The 19,849-nt window shown below is 42.1% G+C and carries 16 protein-coding genes; 9 read left to right on the top strand and 7 right to left on the bottom strand.

Features of this window, described 5'->3' with window-relative positions; genetic code table 11:
* The first annotated feature begins 2 nt into the window (after positions 1–2).
* Positions 3–614 carry a bifunctional nicotinamidase/pyrazinamidase gene (gene pncA / locus ACW6QP_RS00430; RefSeq protein WP_457908860.1) on the top strand — a complete coding sequence of 204 codons (612 nt, stop codon included), beginning with the start codon at positions 3–5 and terminating at the stop codon, positions 612–614.
* On the opposite strand, the gene ACW6QP_RS00425 is transcribed toward pncA, so the two are convergent.
* Positions 611–1,387, bottom strand: a complete 777-nt coding sequence (locus ACW6QP_RS00425; protein ID WP_457908859.1) for a THC0290_0291 family protein — start codon at positions 1,385–1,387, stop codon at positions 611–613. The two genes, pncA and ACW6QP_RS00425, sit on opposite strands and share 4 nt — an antisense overlap.
* Positions 1,388–1,587: 200 nt before the next feature.
* Between ACW6QP_RS00425 and gdhA the strand changes: the two genes are divergently transcribed.
* The 6 genes from gdhA (at position 1,588) to ACW6QP_RS00395 (ending at position 10,797) form a co-directional block, all read left to right on the top strand.
* Positions 1,588–2,931, top strand: coding sequence for an NADP-specific glutamate dehydrogenase (gene gdhA, locus ACW6QP_RS00420; RefSeq protein WP_457908858.1), 1,344 nt, complete (start codon positions 1,588–1,590; stop codon positions 2,929–2,931).
* Between the two features lie 73 nt (positions 2,932–3,004).
* On the top strand, positions 3,005–3,721 hold the full coding sequence (gene recO / locus ACW6QP_RS00415; RefSeq protein ID WP_457908857.1) for a DNA repair protein RecO: 717 nt from the start codon (positions 3,005–3,007) through the stop codon (positions 3,719–3,721).
* Entirely contained in the window at positions 3,721–6,126 is a 2,406-nt protein-coding gene (locus tag ACW6QP_RS00410; RefSeq protein ID WP_457908856.1) for a TonB-dependent receptor, read from the top strand. Before recO ends, ACW6QP_RS00410 begins: the two co-directional genes overlap by 1 nt.
* A gap of 104 nt (positions 6,127–6,230) precedes the next feature.
* Complete coding sequence (gene ileS / locus ACW6QP_RS00405; protein WP_457908855.1) at positions 6,231–9,632, top strand: isoleucine--tRNA ligase; 3,402 nt, start codon at positions 6,231–6,233, stop codon at positions 9,630–9,632.
* Between the two features lie 3 nt (positions 9,633–9,635).
* A complete protein-coding gene (locus tag ACW6QP_RS00400) occupies positions 9,636–10,019 on the top strand; it encodes a TraR/DksA family transcriptional regulator (protein WP_457908854.1) in 384 nt (127 codons plus the stop codon).
* A 169-nt stretch (positions 10,020–10,188) separates the two neighbouring features.
* Entirely contained in the window at positions 10,189–10,797 is a 609-nt protein-coding gene (locus tag ACW6QP_RS00395; RefSeq protein WP_457908853.1) for a lipoprotein signal peptidase, read from the top strand.
* Here the strand turns inward: ACW6QP_RS00395 and ACW6QP_RS00390 are convergent.
* Genes ACW6QP_RS00390 through ACW6QP_RS00365 form a run of 6 tightly spaced genes read right to left on the bottom strand, consistent with a single transcriptional unit; the run spans position 10,794 to position 15,570 of the window.
* Complete coding sequence (locus tag ACW6QP_RS00390) at positions 10,794–11,207, bottom strand: response regulator (protein WP_457908852.1); 414 nt, start codon at positions 11,205–11,207, stop codon at positions 10,794–10,796. The two genes, ACW6QP_RS00395 and ACW6QP_RS00390, sit on opposite strands and share 4 nt — an antisense overlap.
* Before the next feature lie 8 nt (positions 11,208–11,215).
* Entirely contained in the window at positions 11,216–12,664 is a 1,449-nt protein-coding gene (locus tag ACW6QP_RS00385; protein ID WP_457908851.1) for a PAS domain-containing sensor histidine kinase, read from the bottom strand.
* A gap of 60 nt (positions 12,665–12,724) precedes the next feature.
* Positions 12,725–13,294 carry a 5-formyltetrahydrofolate cyclo-ligase gene (locus ACW6QP_RS00380; RefSeq protein WP_457908850.1) on the bottom strand — a complete coding sequence of 190 codons (570 nt, stop codon included), beginning with the start codon at positions 13,292–13,294 and terminating at the stop codon, positions 12,725–12,727.
* Complete coding sequence (locus tag ACW6QP_RS00375; protein ID WP_457908849.1) at positions 13,287–14,273, bottom strand: succinylglutamate desuccinylase/aspartoacylase family protein; 987 nt, start codon at positions 14,271–14,273, stop codon at positions 13,287–13,289. Before ACW6QP_RS00375 ends, ACW6QP_RS00380 begins: the two co-directional genes overlap by 8 nt.
* Before the next feature lie 3 nt (positions 14,274–14,276).
* A complete protein-coding gene (rimK, locus tag ACW6QP_RS00370) occupies positions 14,277–15,149 on the bottom strand; it encodes a 30S ribosomal protein S6--L-glutamate ligase (RefSeq protein ID WP_457908848.1) in 873 nt (290 codons plus the stop codon).
* Entirely contained in the window at positions 15,121–15,570 is a 450-nt protein-coding gene (locus tag ACW6QP_RS00365; RefSeq protein WP_457908847.1) for an ATP-dependent zinc protease family protein, read from the bottom strand. The genes rimK and ACW6QP_RS00365 overlap by 29 nt, the downstream gene beginning before the upstream one ends.
* Positions 15,571–15,731: 161 nt before the next feature.
* Here ACW6QP_RS00365 and uvrC point away from each other — a divergent pair, with 161 nt between their 5' ends.
* Positions 15,732–17,528 carry an excinuclease ABC subunit UvrC gene (gene uvrC / locus ACW6QP_RS00360; RefSeq protein WP_457908846.1) on the top strand — a complete coding sequence of 599 codons (1,797 nt, stop codon included), beginning with the start codon at positions 15,732–15,734 and terminating at the stop codon, positions 17,526–17,528.
* On the top strand, positions 17,525–19,747 hold the full coding sequence (locus tag ACW6QP_RS00355; RefSeq protein ID WP_457908845.1) for a patatin-like phospholipase family protein: 2,223 nt from the start codon (positions 17,525–17,527) through the stop codon (positions 19,745–19,747). The genes uvrC and ACW6QP_RS00355 overlap by 4 nt, the downstream gene beginning before the upstream one ends.
* The last annotated feature ends 102 nt before the right edge of the window (positions 19,748–19,849 follow it).

Genomic DNA, 19,849 nt, shown 5'->3' with positions numbered 1-19,849 from the left:
TTATGAAAACTCTTATTATCATCGATCTTCAGAACGACTTTATGCCGGGGGGCGCTCTGGCGGTGCCAAAGGGAAATGAGATCGTTTCTCTTATCAATGAGCTGCAGCCACAATTCGACCTGGTAATCGCGACCCAGGATTGGCACCCTAATGGCCACGCCAGTTTCGCGGCCAGTTATTCAGGGAAAAAGGAATTTGATGAAATTGAATTAGACGGCATTCCGCAAATTCTATGGCCGGTGCATTGTGTTCAAAACACCCACGGAGCAGAATTTCATAAAGATTTGCATACCGGTCATATCGAAGCGATTTTTAGAAAGGGTACCAATCCAAAGATTGACAGTTACAGCGGATTTTACGACAATGCGCATAAGAAGTCTACCGGGCTTAGCGGTTACCTCAAAGAGAAAGGAGCTACAGAGCTTTATTTCTGCGGACTGGCTGCCGAATTTTGTGTGGCTTTTTCGGTAAAAGATGCTTTAGATGAAGGTTTCAATGCAGTTTTGCTGGAAGATGCTACCAGGGCATTGAACCAGGAGGGTTTTGAAAAAGCAAAAGAGGAAATTCAGCAAAAAGGAGGAAAAATTTTAAAGACTTCCGCACTAAAGTTTTAATAACTCAGGTAGTACACATAACCAATATTCACCCAAAATACCAGGTCGTTGTATTTGTTTTGGGGAGCGTTATGGTTTAGACCGTCTATCCAGTCATTTCCGTAATAATGATACCGGCCTTCTACCATTAGATCGTGGTTGACCCCCAATTTATACCGAGCCCCAAGAATTCCCACCACCGAAAAAGTGCTGCCGCGATCCAGGTTAATTCCGCCCTGAAAGGCCGGGAAGATATTGTTGGGATCGTCAAGTGGACCAAGATCTGAGTAGGCATCGGGCTTGTAATTCACATAATGTATTCCTGCTGCGATATAGGGCGAGAACCAATATCCGAAATTGGAAAAGCGGCGAATTCCCAGCGGGTGATATTCAAGATGAGTGCCCACCTCCCATACGTGGGTAACCCCATGCATTGCGCGTAGAAGCTGACCTCCTACAGTAGGTTGCGAGGCTACCGGCCCATAATGCTCCAGATTGGATCTTAGAAAATTGACTTCGTTTCTAATTCTAAAGTGTCCTTTAAAGAATGAACCCGAGTCATAAATATTGCATTGCTGGTGATGCGCAAAATGCATAAAATGCACTAAACCTACGCCCAACCCTGCATTGGCCACATTGTTTTCTATGTTCCAGCGCTCGCCATAATCGGTAAGAAAATTAGCCGGGCCGAGGAAAAAGCCTATTTCGTGCGACATTCCCAATTGAGCCTGAGCCTTTTGAAGAGGCAGAAGGCATAGTAATGAGAATACTAAAAATAATTGGAAAAACCGCATTTGCCCCGGGTTTGAGTGTAAACAAATATATAAAAACTCCTTTAACATGTTACGAAAGCTGATAGGGCTCATAAAAGCCTCAAATTCTAACGTTAATTTTATATCAAAACATAAAAATTTCCGTCTCTTTTTTGGATAACCCATATATTTGTGCTGTAAATAACACATTTTGTTGTAAAATTTATTAGCACCTATACACTATGGAACAAAACGTAAAAGACTTCCTTGATCAGGTATCGCAAAGGAATCAAAATGAACCCGAATTCATGCAAGCTGTTCGGGAAGTAGCAGAAACCATTATCCCCTTTATAGAAAAGAATAAGAAATACCAGGATAGAATGCTCCTCGAGCGAATGGTAGAACCAGAACGCGTAATTATGTTCCGTGTTCCCTGGGTAGATGACCAGGGAAAAATTCAGGTGAACCGTGGGTTTAGAATTCAAATGAATTCGGCCATCGGGCCATACAAAGGCGGATTGCGCTTTCACCCTTCAGTAAACCTGAGCATCCTAAAATTCCTTGCCTTCGAGCAGGTATTTAAAAACAGCCTTACTACCCTGCCAATGGGTGGAGGTAAAGGAGGATCTGATTTTGATCCCAAAGGAAAATCTGATAACGAAGTAATGCGTTTTTGCCAGAGTTTTATGACCGAGCTGGCAAGACATATAGGATCTGATGTTGATGTTCCCGCAGGTGATATAGGAGTTGGAGCCAGAGAAGTAGGCTATATGTTTGGTCAATACAAAAGATTGCAAAACGAATTTACCGGAATCCTTACCGGAAAAGGTCTTTCTTACGGAGGTTCTCTAATTCGTCCTGAAGCTACCGGATACGGAAATGTATACTTCGCTCAAAATATGCTGAAGACCAGAGGTGAAAGCTTCGAAGGAAAAACAGTAGTGATTTCCGGTTCAGGAAACGTAGCCCAGTATGCTGCCGAGAAGGCGCTTCAGCTTGGCGCTAAAGTGGTGACTATGTCAGATTCAGGCGGATATATTTACGATGAAACCGGAATAGATGAAGAGAAACTTCAGTTCATTATGGAATTGAAAAATGAGAAGCGCGGTAGAATAAGCGAATATGTAGAAGAATATCCTTCAGCAAACTATTACGAAGGAGAAACTCCCTGGGGAGTGAAATGTGACGTGGCGCTTCCCTGTGCGACTCAAAATGAACTGGAACTTACCGATGCCAAAAAGCTGGTAAATAACGGTTGTATTTGTGTTGGGGAAGGTGCGAATATGCCCTGTACTCCAGAGGCTGTTGAGCATTTTCTTAATGCAAGAATTCTTTTCTCACCGGGAAAAGCTTCTAATGCAGGAGGGGTAGCTACTTCGGGTCTTGAAATGTCTCAAAACTCTATGCGTTATGGCTGGACTGCCGAGGAGGTAGACAAAAAACTTCACGAAATCATGAATAATATTCACGAAAAATGTGTGGAGTTCGGGACTAACGAAGACGGCTTTGTAGATTATGTAAAAGGAGCCAATATCGCAGGTTTTGTAAAAGTTGCCGATGCTATGCTGGCCCAGGGCGCAGTATAAAATAAACTTTCAAACACTTAAAAATGCCGCCTCTAAAGCGGCATTTTTTATATTCGTGTGTAAATAAAGCATTATGCAGGTGAATACCGGGGCCATTGTGATTAGCGCTCTGAAATATGGCGAGGCCGATCTTATCGTAAAGCTGTACACCCAAAGCGATGGCCTTAAAAGCTATATGCTAAAAAGACTGCTGAAATCGAAAAAGGGGAAATTCAGGGTTTCTATGTTCCAGCCTTTAACCCGGCTGGAGATTGTGGCAAAGCATAAAAACACCGGCAAGCTCGAATATTTACAGGAAGCCAGGATCAAGGCTCATTATGCCAATTTGCATAGCGATGTTCTAAAATCATCTCTGGTGCTGTTTTTAGCTGAAGTTCTGCGAAATGCTATCCAGGAGGAGGAGGCTAATCCCGCTCTTTTTGAATTTTTAGAACGCAGTTTTATATATCTGGATCAGGAAAGCAAACCGGCTAACTTCCACCTGGGGTTCTTAATAGATTTGTCGACCTACCTCGGGTTTAGCCCAGATCCGTCTAATGCTCATTATCCTTATTTTGATCTTATGGAAGGGATATTTCAGCAGCATCCAAATGAATATACTTTAGATGCTGAAAATACATCTATTTTAAGGCAGTTCCTGGGCATAGAATTTGATGAGCTAAGCCATATTAAATTAAACCAATCTTTACGAAAAAATTTCCTGGATCAATTGCTCGTATTTTACCAGTTACATATCGAAGGATTTAGAAAACCCAGGTCGCTTTCGGTTTTGAACGAAATATTTCATTGATGCAAAAAGTCTCTCTAAGTCTTTTTTTCCTGTTGTTTTTAAACCTGGCCCTGGGCCAGGAAATAAGTGTGCTCGATTTATATACCGGGGAGCCGCTTGCCGGGGTGGCGATTTATAACCGCGATAAGAGCACCGCTACTCATACCAATATTTTCGGAAAAGCCGATATTTCTAAATTTTCAGCTTCTGAAAGAATCTTTTTTAAGCATATGACCCATAAAGAGGTGAGTTTGTTAAAACCACAAATCAGGCAACAGGGAAATCTCGTGCGGCTTGAAGTAGATGAAAACGAACTTGACCAGGTGGTGCTTTCTGCAGCTAAGTTTGAAATGAGAAGGGAGGAAACTCCTCAAAAAGTAATTGGGTTTAACCGGGCCGATGTTTTTTTAAACAATCCGCAAACCTCTGCCGATCTTTTGGAAAGCAGCGGCCAGGTATATGTGCAAAAAAGCCAAATGGGAGGCGGAAGCCCTATGATAAGAGGTTTTGCCACCAACCGCCTGCTTATCACCGTAGATGGGGTTAGAATGAATACCGCAATCTTTAGGAGTGGAAATCTTCAAAATGTGATTTCTATAGATCCGCTTTTGATAGAAAATACCGAAGTTATTCTTGGCCCTGCTTCAGTGGTGTATGGAAGCGATGCAGTGGGTGGGGTGATGAATTTCTATTCGCTGAAACCCAGGTTTGCAATTTCCGGGGAAACAACGATTACAGGAAGCGCTTTTGCCAGGTATAGCACCGCTGCAAACGAGAAAACTACTCACGCTAATTTTAATATTGGTACCGAAAATTGGGCCTTTACCACCGGTGTAACCTATTCAGATTTTGGTGATTTGAGAATGGGCTCAAACGGCCCTGACGATTATTTGCGACCCGAATACGTACTTACCGAAAACGGAGCAGATAGGCTGGTGCAAAACGAAGATCCCCGAATTCAAAATCCCACCGCTTATAACCAGATAAATTTATTGCAGAAGATTAAATATATGGCCGGGAATGGCTGGGACCTTAATTTAGGCTTGTGGTATTCTTCTACCTCAAATTTTCCTCGCTATGACAGGTTGATGGAATATCGAAACGGGTCACTGCGTTCTGCCGAGTGGTATTATGGTCCTCAGGATTGGTTTATGGGTAATTTTCGAATCAATAAAAGAGGGGAAACCTCTTTTTATGATAATTTCCAGTTCACAGCGGCTTACCAGAATTTTAAAGAAAGCCGGCATAACCGCAATTTTGGAGCTGAAGAACGCTTTAATTCACGGGAAAAGGTAGATGCCTATTCCTTTAATCTGGATTTGGAGAAAAGCTTTGATGAAAGCCGAATTTTCTATGGCGGCGAGTACATTCTCAACAATGTAGCCTCAAAAGCCGATATTTTTAATATCCAATCTGGAAACCGAACTGCCGATGCTTCCCGTTATCCCGACGGCAGTAGCTGGCAAAGTTTAGCGGCCTACAGTACCTACCAATGGAAAATTAACCCAAAGCTTTCTTTCCAATCGGGCTTGCGGTATAATTATATTTTCATCGATTCTGAATTTGATGATAATTTCTTCGATTTTCCTTTTTCTGAAGCAAATATCAATACAGGCTCACTCACCGGAAGCGCGGGTGTAAACTGGAGGCAAAACAATTCGATGGGTTGGAGATTAAACTTTAGTACAGCATTTAGAGCTCCAAATATAGACGACATAGGTAAAATTTTCGATTCTGAACCGGGCGCGGTAGTAGTGCCAAATCCGGAGCTAAAGCCTGAATATTCCTATAACGGGGAGCTCGGTTTCGACTGGACACCAATGACTAACCTTAGTTTTATTTTCACCGGATTCTATACGCTTCTGGACAATGCGATGGTAAGACGTGATTTTAGCCTGGGTGGAGAAACAGAAATCGATTATCAGGGAGAACCCAGCAGGGTGCAGGCTATTCAAAATGCTTCTCAGGCCAGGGTGTATGGAATTGAAGCCGGGGTAGAGATCGATTTTTCGGTGGCGCTGCGGTTAAAATCACATTTCAATTACACCCGGGGAGAAGAAGAGTTGGATAATGGCGAGACTGCGCCCTTACGCCACGCCGCACCAATGTTTGGGAATACCCATCTAATTTGGCATAAAAAACAGCTAAAATTCGATCTTTTTGCAGAATATAACGGGCAATTCGAGTATGAAGACCTCGCCCCTTCTGAACAGGGCAAAGCTTATCTCTATGCAACCGATGCCCGGGGCTTACCTTATTCTCCTTCCTGGTATACGCTCAACTTTTCAGGCCAATATGAATTAAATGAAAACTGGCTTTTTATCACATCTCTTGAGAATATCACCGATCAGCGCTACCGAACCTACTCTTCGGGAATTGCAGCAGCAGGCCGAAATTTGATTTTAGCTGTTAGGTATAGTTTTTAAAAAATTCAAAATTTAAGGGAACGCCTGTAGCGGGTTTTCTTTTTTATGGACTGCTATTTTACTAAAATTCATTAATTTCGCGGTTCATTAGAAATTCCTGAAAAATGAGCAATAAGTTCCCTGAATATAAAGGACTTGACTTACCAAAAGTAGCAGACGAAATCCTTACCTACTGGAAGGAGAACGATATTTTTGAAAAAAGCGTAAGCACCCGCGAAGGCAGGGAGCCTTTTGTATTCTTTGAAGGGCCACCATCGGCCAACGGGCTTCCGGGAATTCATCACGTGATGGCAAGGGCCATAAAAGATATTTTTTGCCGCTATAAAACCCAAAAAGGATATCAGGTAAAGAGAAAAGCCGGCTGGGATACACACGGGCTTCCGGTAGAACTTGGCGTGGAAAAAGAGCTGGGAATTACCAAGGAAGATATCGGAACAAAAATTTCAGTAGAAAAATACAATGAAGCCTGTAAAAATGCAGTAATGCGTTACACCGACGTGTGGAACGACCTTACCGAGAAAATGGGCTATTGGGTAGATATGGAGAATCCCTATATCACCTACAAATCTAAATATATGGAAACAGTGTGGTGGCTGCTTTCCGAAATTTATAAAAAGGGCCTTATTTACAAAGGCTATACCATTCAGCCGTATTCGCCAAAGGCGGGAACCGGTTTGAGTTCACACGAACTAAACCAGCCGGGAACTTATCAGGATGTAACCGACACCACGGTTACGGCGATGTTTAAAATTATTGATTCTAAAGCCTCCCCTATTGGGGGAGGTTTGGAGGGGGCTTTTCTCATCGCCTGGACCACCACTCCCTGGACGCTTCCGTCGAATACAGCCTTAACCGTAGGTCCTAAAATCGAATATGTTTCGGTTAAAACCTATAACCAATATACTTTCGAGCCTATAAAGGTTATGGTAGCCAAAGATTTGGCCAGAAAGCAATTCGATAAGAAATTTGTTGAGGTAACTTCCGAGGAAGAATTGCAGCAATATAAGCAGGGAGATAAGAAAATACCTTTTTTAATCGCAGATACTTATTTAGGGAAAGACCTGGTTGGAATAAAGTATGAGCAGTTATTGCCTTATGCCCAGCCATTCGAAAATCCTGAAAATGCTTTTAGGGTAATCGCGGGAGATTTTGTGACTACCGAAGATGGTACCGGGATTGTGCATACCGCGCCAACTTTTGGAGCCGATGATGCTTTGGTGGCAAAACAGGCTACGCCTGAAGTACCACCAATTCTGGTAAAAGATGAAAATGGCAATTTGGTGCCATTGGTAGACCTGCAGGGGAAATTTAGACCTGAGATGGGTGAATTTGCCGGCAAGTATGTGAAAAATGAATACTACGATGAGGGGCAGGCGCCTGAAAAATCGGTAGATGTAGAACTTGCCATTAAACTGAAAGAAGAAAACAGGGCTTTTAAGGTTGAAAAATATGTTCACAGCTACCCTAATTGCTGGCGTACCGATAAGCCGATATTATACTATCCTTTAGATTCCTGGTTCATCAAGGTGACCGAGTTTAAGGACAGGATGTATGAATTAAACCAAAGCATTAACTGGAAACCTAAATCTACCGGTGAGGGTCGTTTTGGTAACTGGTTGGCCAATGCCAACGACTGGAACCTTTCCAGAAGCCGGTATTGGGGAATTCCGCTGCCAATCTGGAGAACCGAAGATGGCAGGGAAGAAAAGATTATTGGCTCGGTAGAAGAGCTGAAGCAGGAAATGGAGAAGGCCGTGGAAGCCGGATTGATGAAAGAAGCCTTTTTTAAAGGCTTTGAACCCGGCAATATGAGCGAGGAAAACTACGAGCTGGTAGACCTCCATAAAAATGTAGTAGATCAAATCGTATTGGTTTCAGATTCAGGAAAAGCGATGAAGCGCGAAGCCGATCTTATCGATGTTTGGTTTGATTCAGGTTCTATGCCTTATGCCCAATGGCATTATCCATTTGAAATGAGGGATAAGGTTGAGAAAGGGGAAAAAACAGCCGACTTCATCGCTGAAGGTGTCGACCAGACCCGAGGTTGGTTCTATACCCTGCACGCCATCGCTACGATGATCTTTGATGATGTGGCTTATAAAAACGTGGTTTCTAACGGGCTGGTTTTAGATAAAAATGGTCAAAAAATGTCCAAGCGTTTGGGCAATGCCGTAGATCCATTTGAAACTCTTGCAGCGTTTGGACCCGATGCCACGCGTTGGTATATGATTTCGAATGCAAATCCCTGGGATAACCTGAAATTTGATATTGAGGGCATAGGAGAGGTGCGCCGTAAATTCTTCGGAACCCTTTATAATACCTACTCCTTCTTTACCTTATATGCGAACATCGACAATTTCAACTATTCAGAAGCCGATGTGCCTTTAGACCAAAGACCTGAAATAGACCGGTGGATACTTTCAGAATTGCATACGCTTATCGAAAAAGTAGATAAATTCTATGCCGATTATGAGCCCACCCGCGCTACCAGGGCCATTTCAGAATTTGTGCAGGAAAACCTGAGCAACTGGTTCGTGCGATTAAGTCGAAGAAGATTCTGGAAAGGCGATTATGAGCAGGATAAAATTTCAGCTTATCAAACTTTATACACCTGTTTGGAAACCGTGGCCAAACTCGGCGCCCCGGTAGCACCATTCTTTATGGACCGGTTGTATAGCGACCTGAATAAAGCTACCGGAAAGGAAAATTTCGAGTCGGTACACCTGGCCGATTTCCCGGTTTTCGATAAGAAATTTGTAGATAAGGAATTGGAGCGCAAAATGGAGAAAGCGCAAATCATCTCTTCGCTGGTTTTATCTCTTCGGAAGAAAGAAATGATCAAAGTGCGGCAACCTTTGCAAAAGGTGATGATCCCGGTGTTGGATGAAAATCAGAAACAGGAGATACTTGCGGTTCAGGACCTTATAAAATCGGAAGTAAATGTAAAAGAATTAGAGCTTATCGATGATGCTTCAGGGATTTTGGTAAAGCAAATCAAGCCTAATTTTAAAGTGCTTGGTCCCCGCTTCGGAAAGGATATGAAGTTGATAGTGAGCAAAATAAATAGCTTTAATGCCACAGATATTGCTACTATTGAGCGCGAAGGCGGCATAGAAGTTGAAGTTAATGGAAAAATGATTAATTTGGCTGCCAGCGATGTGGAGATTAGCTCCCAGGATATTGAAGGTTGGCTGGTAACCAGTAGCGGGAATATAACTGTAGCCCTGGATGTTAGCATTTCGCCCGAATTACGAAAAGAAGGAGTGGCCAGAGAACTGGTAAACCGTATCCAGAACCTTAGAAAAGACAGTGGTCTTGAGGTGACAGATACCATAGATGTGACCCTACAAAAAGACGGTATAGTCGAGGATGCCGTGAACGAAAATATAACCTATATTAAGAACGAAACACTAACTGCAAATCTCGAAGTTGCAGAAGTGGTAACCGAAGGAGCTGAGGTAAGCTTCGACGACATTACCACTAAGGTGTTCATTAAAAAACATTAAGCTATGTCTACCGATGTTAAAGAAAGATACAGCGATGCCGACCTTGCCGAATTCAAGGAGATTATTCTTCAGAAAATAAGAAAGGCGCAGGAGCAGCTTGCTATTTATCAAAATGCTTACAAGAACGACGGGAATAATGGTACCGACGATACCTCACCTACGTTCAAAGCATTCGAGGAAGGAAGCGAAACAATGAGCAAAGAGGCAAACTCTCAACTGGCCATTCGCCAGGAGAAGTTCATTAGAGACCTTAAAAATGCGCTTATGCGTATTGAAAACAAAACCTACGGGGTATGCCGTGTAACCGGTAAGCTTATCGCAAAGGAAAGACTAAAACTGGTGCCGCACGCCACGCTTAGCATAGAAGCCAAGAATATGCAGCGATAAAACTCGCTAATTCTTTCCGGCTTATAAAATTAAAACGCTTGCCCGTGTTTTACATAGGCAAGCGTTTGCTGTTTTAAACCCGGGTAAAGCAGTTGTATTGGCTTTTTATATAGAAGTAAAAACTAAATAATAATCGTATTTTTGGGACGATTTAATCTAAGTTGTACACATGTCCTTGAAAAAAGCGGGCCTCGTTATATTTTTGGTCCTTTTAATCGATCAGATTTCCAAATATTACATAAAAACCAATTTTGCTTTAGGAGATGAAGTAAGAGTTTTTGACTGGTTCCGAATTCTTTTTGTGGAGAATGAAGGAATGGCCTGGGGAACCAAAATTCCCGGGGAGTACGGCAAACTCGCTTTAACTCTTTTTCGTTTGGTAGCTGTAGTTGGCCTGGGCTACTGGTTGTGGGACTCGGTTCGCAAAAATGCCTCCCGAATTTTGATATTTTCGATTGCCCTTATCTGCGCCGGTGCTCTGGGTAATATCATAGATTCTGTTTTCTACGGAATCATCTTCGATCACAGCTACGGACAGATAGCCGAATTTATGCCGGCCGATGGAGGTTACGGCACCATCTTTCACGGAAAGGTGGTAGATATGCTTTATTTCCCTTTATATAAAGGCTATTTACCCGATTGGATCCCGTTTTGGGGTGGAGATCATATCACTTTCTTCGAGCCGGTTTTTAACATAGCCGATTCGGCAATAAGCATTGGTGTGGTGCTATTGCTAATATTTAATAAGAGAGCTTTTCCAAAAGAAGAAAACAACTAAGCGGCATTCCTGGTAAAAATCTTTTCAAACTTTTTAAGTTCAATAGGTTTGATTAGATAATCGGTCACCATATTAAAAGATTTGGCCCTCTCCAGGTCTCTGGGATCAATAGATGAACTCACCACATAGAGCTGTATTTTTTTGCTCAGCTCATTTTTAATTTTGATGAACTCATTTAAAAATTCCCAACCATCCATCACCGGCATATTTAGGTCCAGAAAAATGATCTCAGGCAGACTGTCTTCACTAAGACTGCTTAGATTTTTCTGAAAATATTCCAGCGCCTCCCGGCCGTTCTTAAAAATGATTAGATTTTTCGAAAGTTTCTTGATCTCAATAATCTTTCGTACCAGATTTACGTATATTTTGTCATCGTCAATAATACACGCCAATTCTACTTTTTGCCCCATAATAGAATCTAGAATTTAATTTTAAACGTTGTGCCCACATCTACCGAGCTGCTAACCGAGATAGATCCTCCCAAAGTCTCCACCTGGTTTTTAGTGATAAAAAGACCTATTCCTGTGGCTTCGGGATGTCTGTGAAAAGTATTGTACATTCCAAATAGCTTATCGCCGTGCCTGTCCAGGTCTATGCCCATACCATTGTCGCTCAATTCGAGAAATTGCCCTTCATTATTCCTGTAGGTTTGAATAAAAATAACTGGCTTTCTCCCGGGATGCTTATATTTTATGGCATTTGTGATTAAATTTAGTAAAATAATTTCTAGATATTCAGGGATATAGTTAATTTCTTTTAGTTCCTGAAATTCACCGACTATTTGTGCATTTTCTCGATTAACTAAGGAAGAAATTGAAGAAAGGACTACCTCTAAAGCGGTTTCGAAGCTTATCTGTTTAAAATTCTTATGCAGCAAACTTTGATTGTTGACCATCCCATTCAATCTCGTGATGGCATTTTCTATATTTTCTGAAATATCTTCAACATTGTCCAGCAATTCCAGTTTATCCTTATCGCTACGGGCTTCCTTAAGAAGTTCTACAATAAGGCTTAGATTGCTGCTATGCGACCTTAGATGATGGGAAACCAGATGGGCGAAATTAAAGAGCCTCGAATTTTGAGTAGCTATGATATCCAGGGAGTTCTGCAAGTTTATTTCATTGACCTTATTTTCATTGATATCCTGAAAAACCCCGCGAATTCCTATAATGCGTTGCTCTTCATTATACACCGGTTTCCCGGTGGCACGAACCCAAAATTCCCGGTTGTATAAATCGAGCATTTTCAATTCTATCTTAAACGGAATCCCGTATTTCTCGCACTTATCAAATGCCGAAAGCATTTTTTGATGATGCTCGGGTGCATAAAATTTTAGTCGTTCCTCATAGGATGGCTGGTAATCCTGCGGGCAGTTTATAATCTTTTTGGTGACATTGTCCCAGTAGATATTGCGGTTGTCGGTGTCTATGTACCAACCCCCGGTATTGGTCATTTCTGCGGTTTCGCGGTAGTAAAAAAAATTTTCTTCGATGGTATACTGATCCCGCTTATTCTGATGGATATTTACGAATAAAAGTACCGCGGTTTCGGGCTTGCCTGAATCTTTATTCTGTAAATTTCTGCATTCAAACCAGCGATATTTGCCATTTTGAAGTTTGATTTTAAGTTCCAGGTTGAAACTCTGAGCGTTTTCAAAAAGCCTGTCATAATGCAGCCTGAAATCATATCTATAATCGGGATGCAGTACTTCTGAAATAAAATGCTCTATAAGATCTTCCTGTTTGGGATCGCCTACCAGGGAAGTGAAATGTGGAGACCAGCTCAACTGTTTACTGAATAGATTGATATGCCAGTAGGCAATATCAAAATCTTCCAGAATGCTGTTTAATTGAAGATCGTTGAGCATCTAAAGTTGGCTAGGTTTAGATAAAAATAAAGCAATGTTCGTTACCTGCCAAGTAAATGTCTAATTTTTAAATTGATAGACGGTTTTGGGAGTCACACAATAATCCAGGGCCACATCGTGTTCAAAGACTTCAGTAATACTGTCTTCAGCTTCAAAGAGAGAAAGTCCAATTTTAAGAACTCCTGGTTTACATTTCTGCAAAAAATTATCGTAGAAACCTTTTCCGTAGCCTATGCGATGCCCGGTTTTATCGAAGGCGAGCAACGGAATAAAAACCACATCCAGTTTTTCTTCAGGTATTTCTATACCTCCCGTGGGTTCAGGGATATTCCACTTGTTTTTTTTGATGGCGGTATTATCGGTGAGTAAAAAATGCCGCAGCTGGTGATTTTCAATATCGGTTTTTGAAACAACGATATGCTTATCTTTTCCCTGCAAAATATGCAGAATGAATTCGGTATTTACTTCTTTTTGTTCGGTAATGCTTAAAAATAAGTGGTAGAATTCAGCATCCCAAACCGGAAGATTCAACAGGTTGTTTGCGATGTCCAGGCTTCTGGAATCTATTTCCTCCAGGCTTAATTCGCTGCGCAGGTTTCGATATTTATTTCGAAGTTGGTTTTTATTCATCTTCTTCTTTTGGAGGAAGGGAAATATGAAAAATGGCATCACCCTGGTAGACGATAGGCGACTCATTTACATTGATAATATAACCTGTGTTGGCGGCCTTCACCTTATGGCGAAATTTCCCGTAGGGATCGGTAATGGTGGCAATAAATTCGCCTTTTTCAACATGTTTTCCGCAGGGGATTTTTATATGGAGGAGTCCGCTGTATTTGGCCCGCATCCAGAAACTATTCTCGATGATGACGGTTTGAGTATTGGCATCGGGATATTCAAATTTCGGATTGAGCATTTCCAGGTGGCTTAACATTCGCATAGTGCCTTCAACCCCGTGCCGGGCGATTTCCTTATCGCTGAATTGCGATTTCCCGCCTTCATACAACAAAACCGGAATTCCCAGTTTTGAACAGGTTTCCCTGTATGATTTGGTGATGGTTTTAGAATGAATCGTAAAAGGTGCGTTGAAGATTTTTGCGTATGATATACTTTGATCATCTCCTTTTTTCACCCGAATCTGGGGGGCATTAAATCTACTTGCGCCACCGGTATGAAAATCCAGGCAAAAATTGGCTACCGGCAAAATTTTCTCGACGAACTGAAATGCAAATCTGCTTGCCAGAGATCCGTTTTGTGAGCCTGGGAACATTCGGTTGAGGTCCCGGCCGTCGGGAAATTCGCGGCGCATATTTAAAAACCCGAAAATATTCACCACCGGAATGCAAATAATGCTTCCTTTTTGAGGTTTATTGATTCCTTTTGAAATAATTTGACGAACTACTTCAATTCCATTTATCTCATCACCATGAATTCCGGCAGTTATGAGCACCACCGGCCCCGGTTTTTTGGATCTTTCAATTATTACAGGAACCTCTACCGATGTCGTTGTGTAAAGACGGGCCATATTAAAATTAATAGTGGCGCTTTTTCCTGGTTGTACTTTTTCACCCAGTATTTCCAGTACATTATCTCTGGTAATTCTTGGCATAAATTATACGTTTCTCTCTATGTAGCGAATTATGGATTTGGCGATGTCTTTCCCGGTAGCTTCTTCTATTCCTTCCAAGCCCGGCGAGGAGTTTACTTCCAGAATTAATGGACCTCTGTCGCTCTGAAGCATATCTACCCCGGCCACTCCAAGGCTCATAGCCCTGGCTGCCTTAATCGCGGCGTTTTCTTCCTCGTCGCTTAGCTGAATTACTGAAGCTGTTCCCCCACGGTGAAGATTAGAGCGAAATTCTCCTTCTTTTCCCTGGCGTTTCATCGCACCCACCACGTGACCATCTACTACAAAAGCCCTGATATCGGCACCACCGGCTTCTTTGATAAATTCCTGAACTATCACCCTTGCCTGCAGCCCGTTAAAGGCTTCGATAACCGATTCGGCCGCGTTGTTGGTCTCGGCGAGTACAACTCCAAGACCCTGGGTTCCTTCCAGCAATTTTATAATAAGGGGTGCCCCGCCAACGTGTTCGATTACCTCGTGCACATCTTTAGAATAATTGGTAAATACGGTTTTGGGAAGACCCAGCCTTGCCCTTGAAAGCACCTGTAAACTGCGAAGTTTATCCCGGCTTCGAACCAAAGCCTGTGACTCGGTAGTGGTAAAAACACCCATCATTTCAAATTGCCTTACTACGGCAGTACCATAAAATGTAACTGAAGCTCCAATACGTGGAATCACAGCATCGGTACCCTCTATCATTCGACCCTTATAAAAAATCGAGGGTTTGCGCTTCTCGATTACAAGATCACATTTAAGCGGATCGATAACCTCAACCTCGTGGTGTCTTTTTTTAGCAGCTTCTACCAATCGCTGTGTAGAGTACAGGTGACTATTCCTGGACAGGATTTTTATTTTCATTTTGCTTAAGATTGTAAGAAACGTCAGTTAGCTCGGTGTCTACAATGAATTTTTTGGTGAGAAATTTACGACCGATCAAAACCGGATACCGCATTTCCTGACGGGATGACAAAGAAAGCGAAATTTTATACACCTTATTAAAAATTTTGATGGTAGAGACTACCTGATATCGCTTTTGAATTAATCCATTACTGCTTCTCACAAAAACTATATCATAATCTCTGAAGGTGAACTCCTTACCATTATACAAAGGGTGTTCATCATCGAGAAATCTACAATGTAAAATGCCCTCTTTTTCCCAAATATCATCACAATGAATAGAGGAAGTATAAGCCCCGGTATCAATTTTTACCGCGATCTCCTCGAGATGCAAGGCCGGGAAATCTGCCTTGTCTATACGTCCAATTACGGTTTTCTCCATACTGCAAGATAGTAAAATGCACCGCGTTAGTTCTTAAGGAATTACAAAAGTTGCCGGATGGTACCGGCCTTTGCGGGCCAAATTTCTTTAGTACAAATTTAACGAAGCCGGGCTTATATATGTTTTAGAAGAAGCCTGATATTTATTTTACCTTTGAAACAATGGAAATACCTGCTTTAGAAGTTCAATTACAAACCCTGCCCAATTCTCCCGGCGTTTACCAGTATTTCGATAAAAACGGGAAGATTCTTTACGTGGGAAAGGCAAAAAACCTAAAAAAACGGGTTACTTCATATTTTACAAAACGCCACGACAGCCATCGCATTGGGGTGATGGTGAAGAAAATCAAGGAGATTAGGCATATCGTGGTGGCTTCAGAAACCGATGCGCTTTTGCTGGAGAACAACCTTATCAAAAAACATCAGCCGCGTTTTAATGTGATGCTGAAAGACGATAAGACTTACCCCTGGATCTGCATAAAAAATGAGCGCTTCCCCAGGGTATTTCCCACGAGAAAACTCATTAAAGACGGAAGTGAATACTACGGGCCCTACACCAGTTTCAAAACCGTGAACACGCTTTTAGATCTCATAAAAGGGCTTTATAAACTACGTACCTGTAATTACGACCTTGCCGAAGATAAAATCCGCCAGGGGAAGTACAAGGTATGTCTTGAATATCACCTGGGAAATTGCAAGGGCCCCTGCGAAGCTTTGCAGGCAGAGGCAGAATACAATACGAATATCGAAGCTATACGCCAAATCGTTAAAGGGAATTTTAAAGATTCCCTGCAGCAGTTTAGGGAACAAATGAAGCAACATGCTCAAAATATGGAGTTTGAAGATGCCCAGCGCATAAAAAACAAGATCGAAGTGCTGGAAAATTACCAGGCGAAATCTACGGTGGTAAATCCAAAAATTAGCGATGTAGATGTATTTTCGATTATTAGCGACGAGGGGTACGGGTATGTGAATTTTCTTCAGCTGTCTCACGGGGCTATTATTCGTAGCCATACTATTGAGATGAAGAAAAAGCTTGAAGAAACCGACCGCGAACTTCTGGAGCTGGCCATTACCGAAATTCGTCAGCGGTTCAACTCCAATTCCAAAGAGATTTTTGTGCCATTTAAGGTAGATGCCGGCGAAGATGTAAAAGTGAGTATTCCGAAGCTGGGAGATAAGAAAAAGATCGTGGAGCTTTCGGAGCGAAATGCCAAATATTACCGGCAGGAACGCTTTAAACAGATGAAAATCGTAGACCCAGACAGGCACGTGAATCGGTTAATGGCCCAAATGAAGAAAGATTTGCGCCTCTCTGTAGAACCCAGGCATATAGAATGTTTCGACAATTCGAATATCCAGGGAACCAATCCTGTGGCGGCCTGCGTGGTTTTTAAAGATGGGAAGCCCAGTAAGAAAGATTATCGTAAATTTAATATCAAAACCGTAGAAGGTCCCGATGATTTTGCATCTATGGAAGAAGTGGTTTTCAGGCGTTATAGAAGGCTGTTGAACGAAGGAGAAGAACTGCCGCAGCTAATAATCGTAGATGGAGGTAAAGGCCAGCTTTCTTCAGGTGTTAAGGCTTTGGATAGTTTGGGTTTAAGAGGGAAAATTGCAATTATTGGCATTGCCAAGCGTTTAGAAGAGATCTATTACCCGGGAGATTCGATTCCGCTTTACCTGGATAAGAAGTCTGAAACGCTTAAAATCATTCAGCAATTGCGAAATGAAGCCCATAGATTTGGGATCACCTTTCATCGAAGCAAAAGAAGTAAATCGGCTTTAAATACCGAATTGGAAAGCATTCCCGGGATTGGTGAAAAAACAGTGGTGGAACTGCTGAAGCATTTTAGGTCGCTGAAACGAATAAAGGAAGCTTCGAAAAAGGATCTGGAAGAAGTGGTGGGCGTTTCCCGTGCCGCGATCGTTTATAATTTCTATCATTCTGAAAAATGAAAAAACTAATCCTCTTTCTCGCACTGGTTGTAAGCTTTCAAGGCATCGCCCAGCAGCAGGAGGATCTTAAGGTTGGCCTGGTGCTTAGCGGTGGCGGGGCCAAAGGTTTGGCGCATATCGGGGCTTTAAAGGTCCTGGAAGATGCCGGCATTCGCATAGATTATATTGGCGGTAGCAGTATGGGCGCCATTATTGGTGGGTTATATGCTTCAGGCTATTCGGCTGCCCAACTCGATTCGATTTTTCAGGAAACCAATTTCAACATTTTAATTCAGGATGATCTCCCTCGAAAAGCAAAAACCTTTTATGAAAAGGAAGATTCAGAAAAATATGCACTCACCCTACCTTTCGATGATTTTAAATTAGGTTTGCCCACCGGGCTTTCCAAAGGGCAGAATATTTACAATTTAATGTCCTCGCTTACTATGCACGTGGGCAATGTGCAGGATTTTAGCGAATTACCCATTCCGTTATTTTGCGTGGCTGCCGATGTGGAAACCGGCGAGGAGGTTATTCTCGATAAAGGCTCACTACCCCGTGCAGTTTCGGCCAGCGGTGCTATACCATCGATTTTTAGTCCGGTCACCATAGACGGCCGCCTGCTTACCGATGGGGGAGTAGCGAATAATTATCCCGTTGAGGAATTGCGCCGGCGCGGGGCCGAGGTTATTATTGGGGTAGATGTGCAGGATAGCCTGGTAGATCGTTCCCAGCTTAAAAGTGTATTGGATATCCTTACTCAAATTAGCAACTTCAGGACGATTAGCGATATGGCAGAGAAAATTCCGAAGACCGATATTTATATCAAACCCGATATTACAGGTTTTTCGGTATTATCTTTTGAGCGGGGCAGGCAGATCATAGATTCGGGCACAGTAGCCACCTTAAGAAGGTTAGATAATTTAAAGGAATTAGCCGAGCGGCAAGCCGCAAAAGAACCCAGGGCAAAAATCCCTAAAATCGACAGCCTGCAAATAAGCACCCTCACCCTCGAGGGAAATAATAATTACCCTCGCGAGTATATTCTGGGCAAATTGCGATTAAAATATTTCACCAAATTCACTTTCGATGATCTTAATCGCGGACTTAATAACCTCTCGGCAACCGGCAATTTTAACCGGCTTAATTATCGTTTGATTCCCAACGATGACGACGGGTTTTACACCCTTGCGATGCAGATTGAAGAAAACCCCGGTAAAAATTTCCTGAGACTGGCTTTGCATTATGATGAGCTATACCAAAGCGCGGCCCTGATTAACTATACCCGCAAGAGTTTGCTTTTTACCAACGATGTAGCTTCTCTTGATCTGATTGTAGGAGATAAACTTCGCTATAACTTCGATTATTATCTCGATAAGGGTTATTACTGGAGTTTTGGCCTTAGAAGCCGTTATAATGCCTTTGAGAACAATATAGGTTTTGATCCCTCCCAAGAAACCGGAAATCTGGACAACGCGGGCAGATCAAATATTAGTTTGGATTATCGCGATTTTACCAACCAGCTTTATGCCGAGACTCAGTTTAGGCAAATTTTCGCATTTGGGCTGGGAGTGGAACATAAACATATAAGAATGAGTTCGGCCAGCCTAAGGCTGGAAGGGATGCCCAATTCTGATATTTTGGATAAAAGTCACTACGGAAGCCTTTTCAGCTACCTCAAGCTGGATACCTATGACAATAAGTATTTTCCGAAGAGCGGGCTGAATTTTGAAGGAAATTTCAACCTGTATTTTTGGTCTTCAGATTTCAATAATGATTTTTCTGAATTTTCTATTGCCAAAGGAAGTTTGGGCTATGCGATCACTCCTGTTAATAATCTTAGTTTTCGCCTAACCAATGAAGCCGGTTTCAAGATTGGTAATGACACCGGTAGCAGTCTGGATTTCTTTTTGGGAGGTTATGGAAATAATTTCATCAATAATTTTGTCGCATTTTTAGGTTATGATTTTATAAACCTTTCGGGAGATTCTTACATCAAGGCCCTTGGCGAAATCGACTACGAATTTATGCGGAAGAATCATGTGATCTTCAGCGCAAATTTTGCCAATGTTGGAAACAGGTTATATTCTGATGGAGAGTGGTTTAGCCTGCCCGATTATTCGGGCTATGCTTTGGGTTATGGCCTTGAGACCTTTTTAGGGCCTTTGGAAGTGAAATATTCCTGGTCTCCTGAAACCAGGGACAGGATGTGGTTTTTTAGTCTTGGCTTCTGGTTCTAAGTAAATTTGGTTTTAGAGATGTTTTAAGAATGTTTCTGTAAAAAATACCGATATTTGTTATTAGTTGATTTCTTGATCAAAAAAATAGTAAATCCTTAATTT

The organism is Salegentibacter haimaensis (genome assembly GCF_054121495.1).
Note: the sequence above shows the minus strand (reverse complement) of the source record. Positions and strands in the feature narration are given on the sequence as shown.

Bases quoted from the DNA above. Each gene is read 5' to 3' on its own strand.
- pncA (WP_457908860.1), top strand. From the start codon at position 3: ATGAAAACTCTTATTATCATCGATCTTCAGAACGACTTTATGCCGGGG.
- ACW6QP_RS00425 (WP_457908859.1), bottom strand. From the start codon at position 1,387: ATGCGGTTTTTCCAATTATTTTTAGTATTCTCATTACTATGCCTTCTG.
- gdhA (WP_457908858.1), top strand. From the start codon at position 1,588: ATGGAACAAAACGTAAAAGACTTCCTTGATCAGGTATCGCAAAGGAAT.
- recO (WP_457908857.1), top strand. From the start codon at position 3,005: ATGCAGGTGAATACCGGGGCCATTGTGATTAGCGCTCTGAAATATGGC.
- ACW6QP_RS00410 (WP_457908856.1), top strand. From the start codon at position 3,721: ATGCAAAAAGTCTCTCTAAGTCTTTTTTTCCTGTTGTTTTTAAACCTG.
- ileS (WP_457908855.1), top strand. From the start codon at position 6,231: ATGAGCAATAAGTTCCCTGAATATAAAGGACTTGACTTACCAAAAGTA.
- ACW6QP_RS00400 (WP_457908854.1), top strand. From the start codon at position 9,636: ATGTCTACCGATGTTAAAGAAAGATACAGCGATGCCGACCTTGCCGAA.
- ACW6QP_RS00395 (WP_457908853.1), top strand. From the start codon at position 10,189: ATGTCCTTGAAAAAAGCGGGCCTCGTTATATTTTTGGTCCTTTTAATC.
- ACW6QP_RS00390 (WP_457908852.1), bottom strand. From the start codon at position 11,207: ATGGGGCAAAAAGTAGAATTGGCGTGTATTATTGACGATGACAAAATA.
- ACW6QP_RS00385 (WP_457908851.1), bottom strand. From the start codon at position 12,664: ATGCTCAACGATCTTCAATTAAACAGCATTCTGGAAGATTTTGATATT.
- ACW6QP_RS00380 (WP_457908850.1), bottom strand. From the start codon at position 13,294: ATGAATAAAAACCAACTTCGAAATAAATATCGAAACCTGCGCAGCGAA.
- ACW6QP_RS00375 (WP_457908849.1), bottom strand. From the start codon at position 14,273: ATGCCAAGAATTACCAGAGATAATGTACTGGAAATACTGGGTGAAAAA.
- rimK (WP_457908848.1), bottom strand. From the start codon at position 15,149: ATGAAAATAAAAATCCTGTCCAGGAATAGTCACCTGTACTCTACACAG.
- ACW6QP_RS00365 (WP_457908847.1), bottom strand. From the start codon at position 15,570: ATGGAGAAAACCGTAATTGGACGTATAGACAAGGCAGATTTCCCGGCC.
- uvrC (WP_457908846.1), top strand. From the start codon at position 15,732: ATGGAAATACCTGCTTTAGAAGTTCAATTACAAACCCTGCCCAATTCT.
- ACW6QP_RS00355 (WP_457908845.1), top strand. From the start codon at position 17,525: ATGAAAAAACTAATCCTCTTTCTCGCACTGGTTGTAAGCTTTCAAGGC.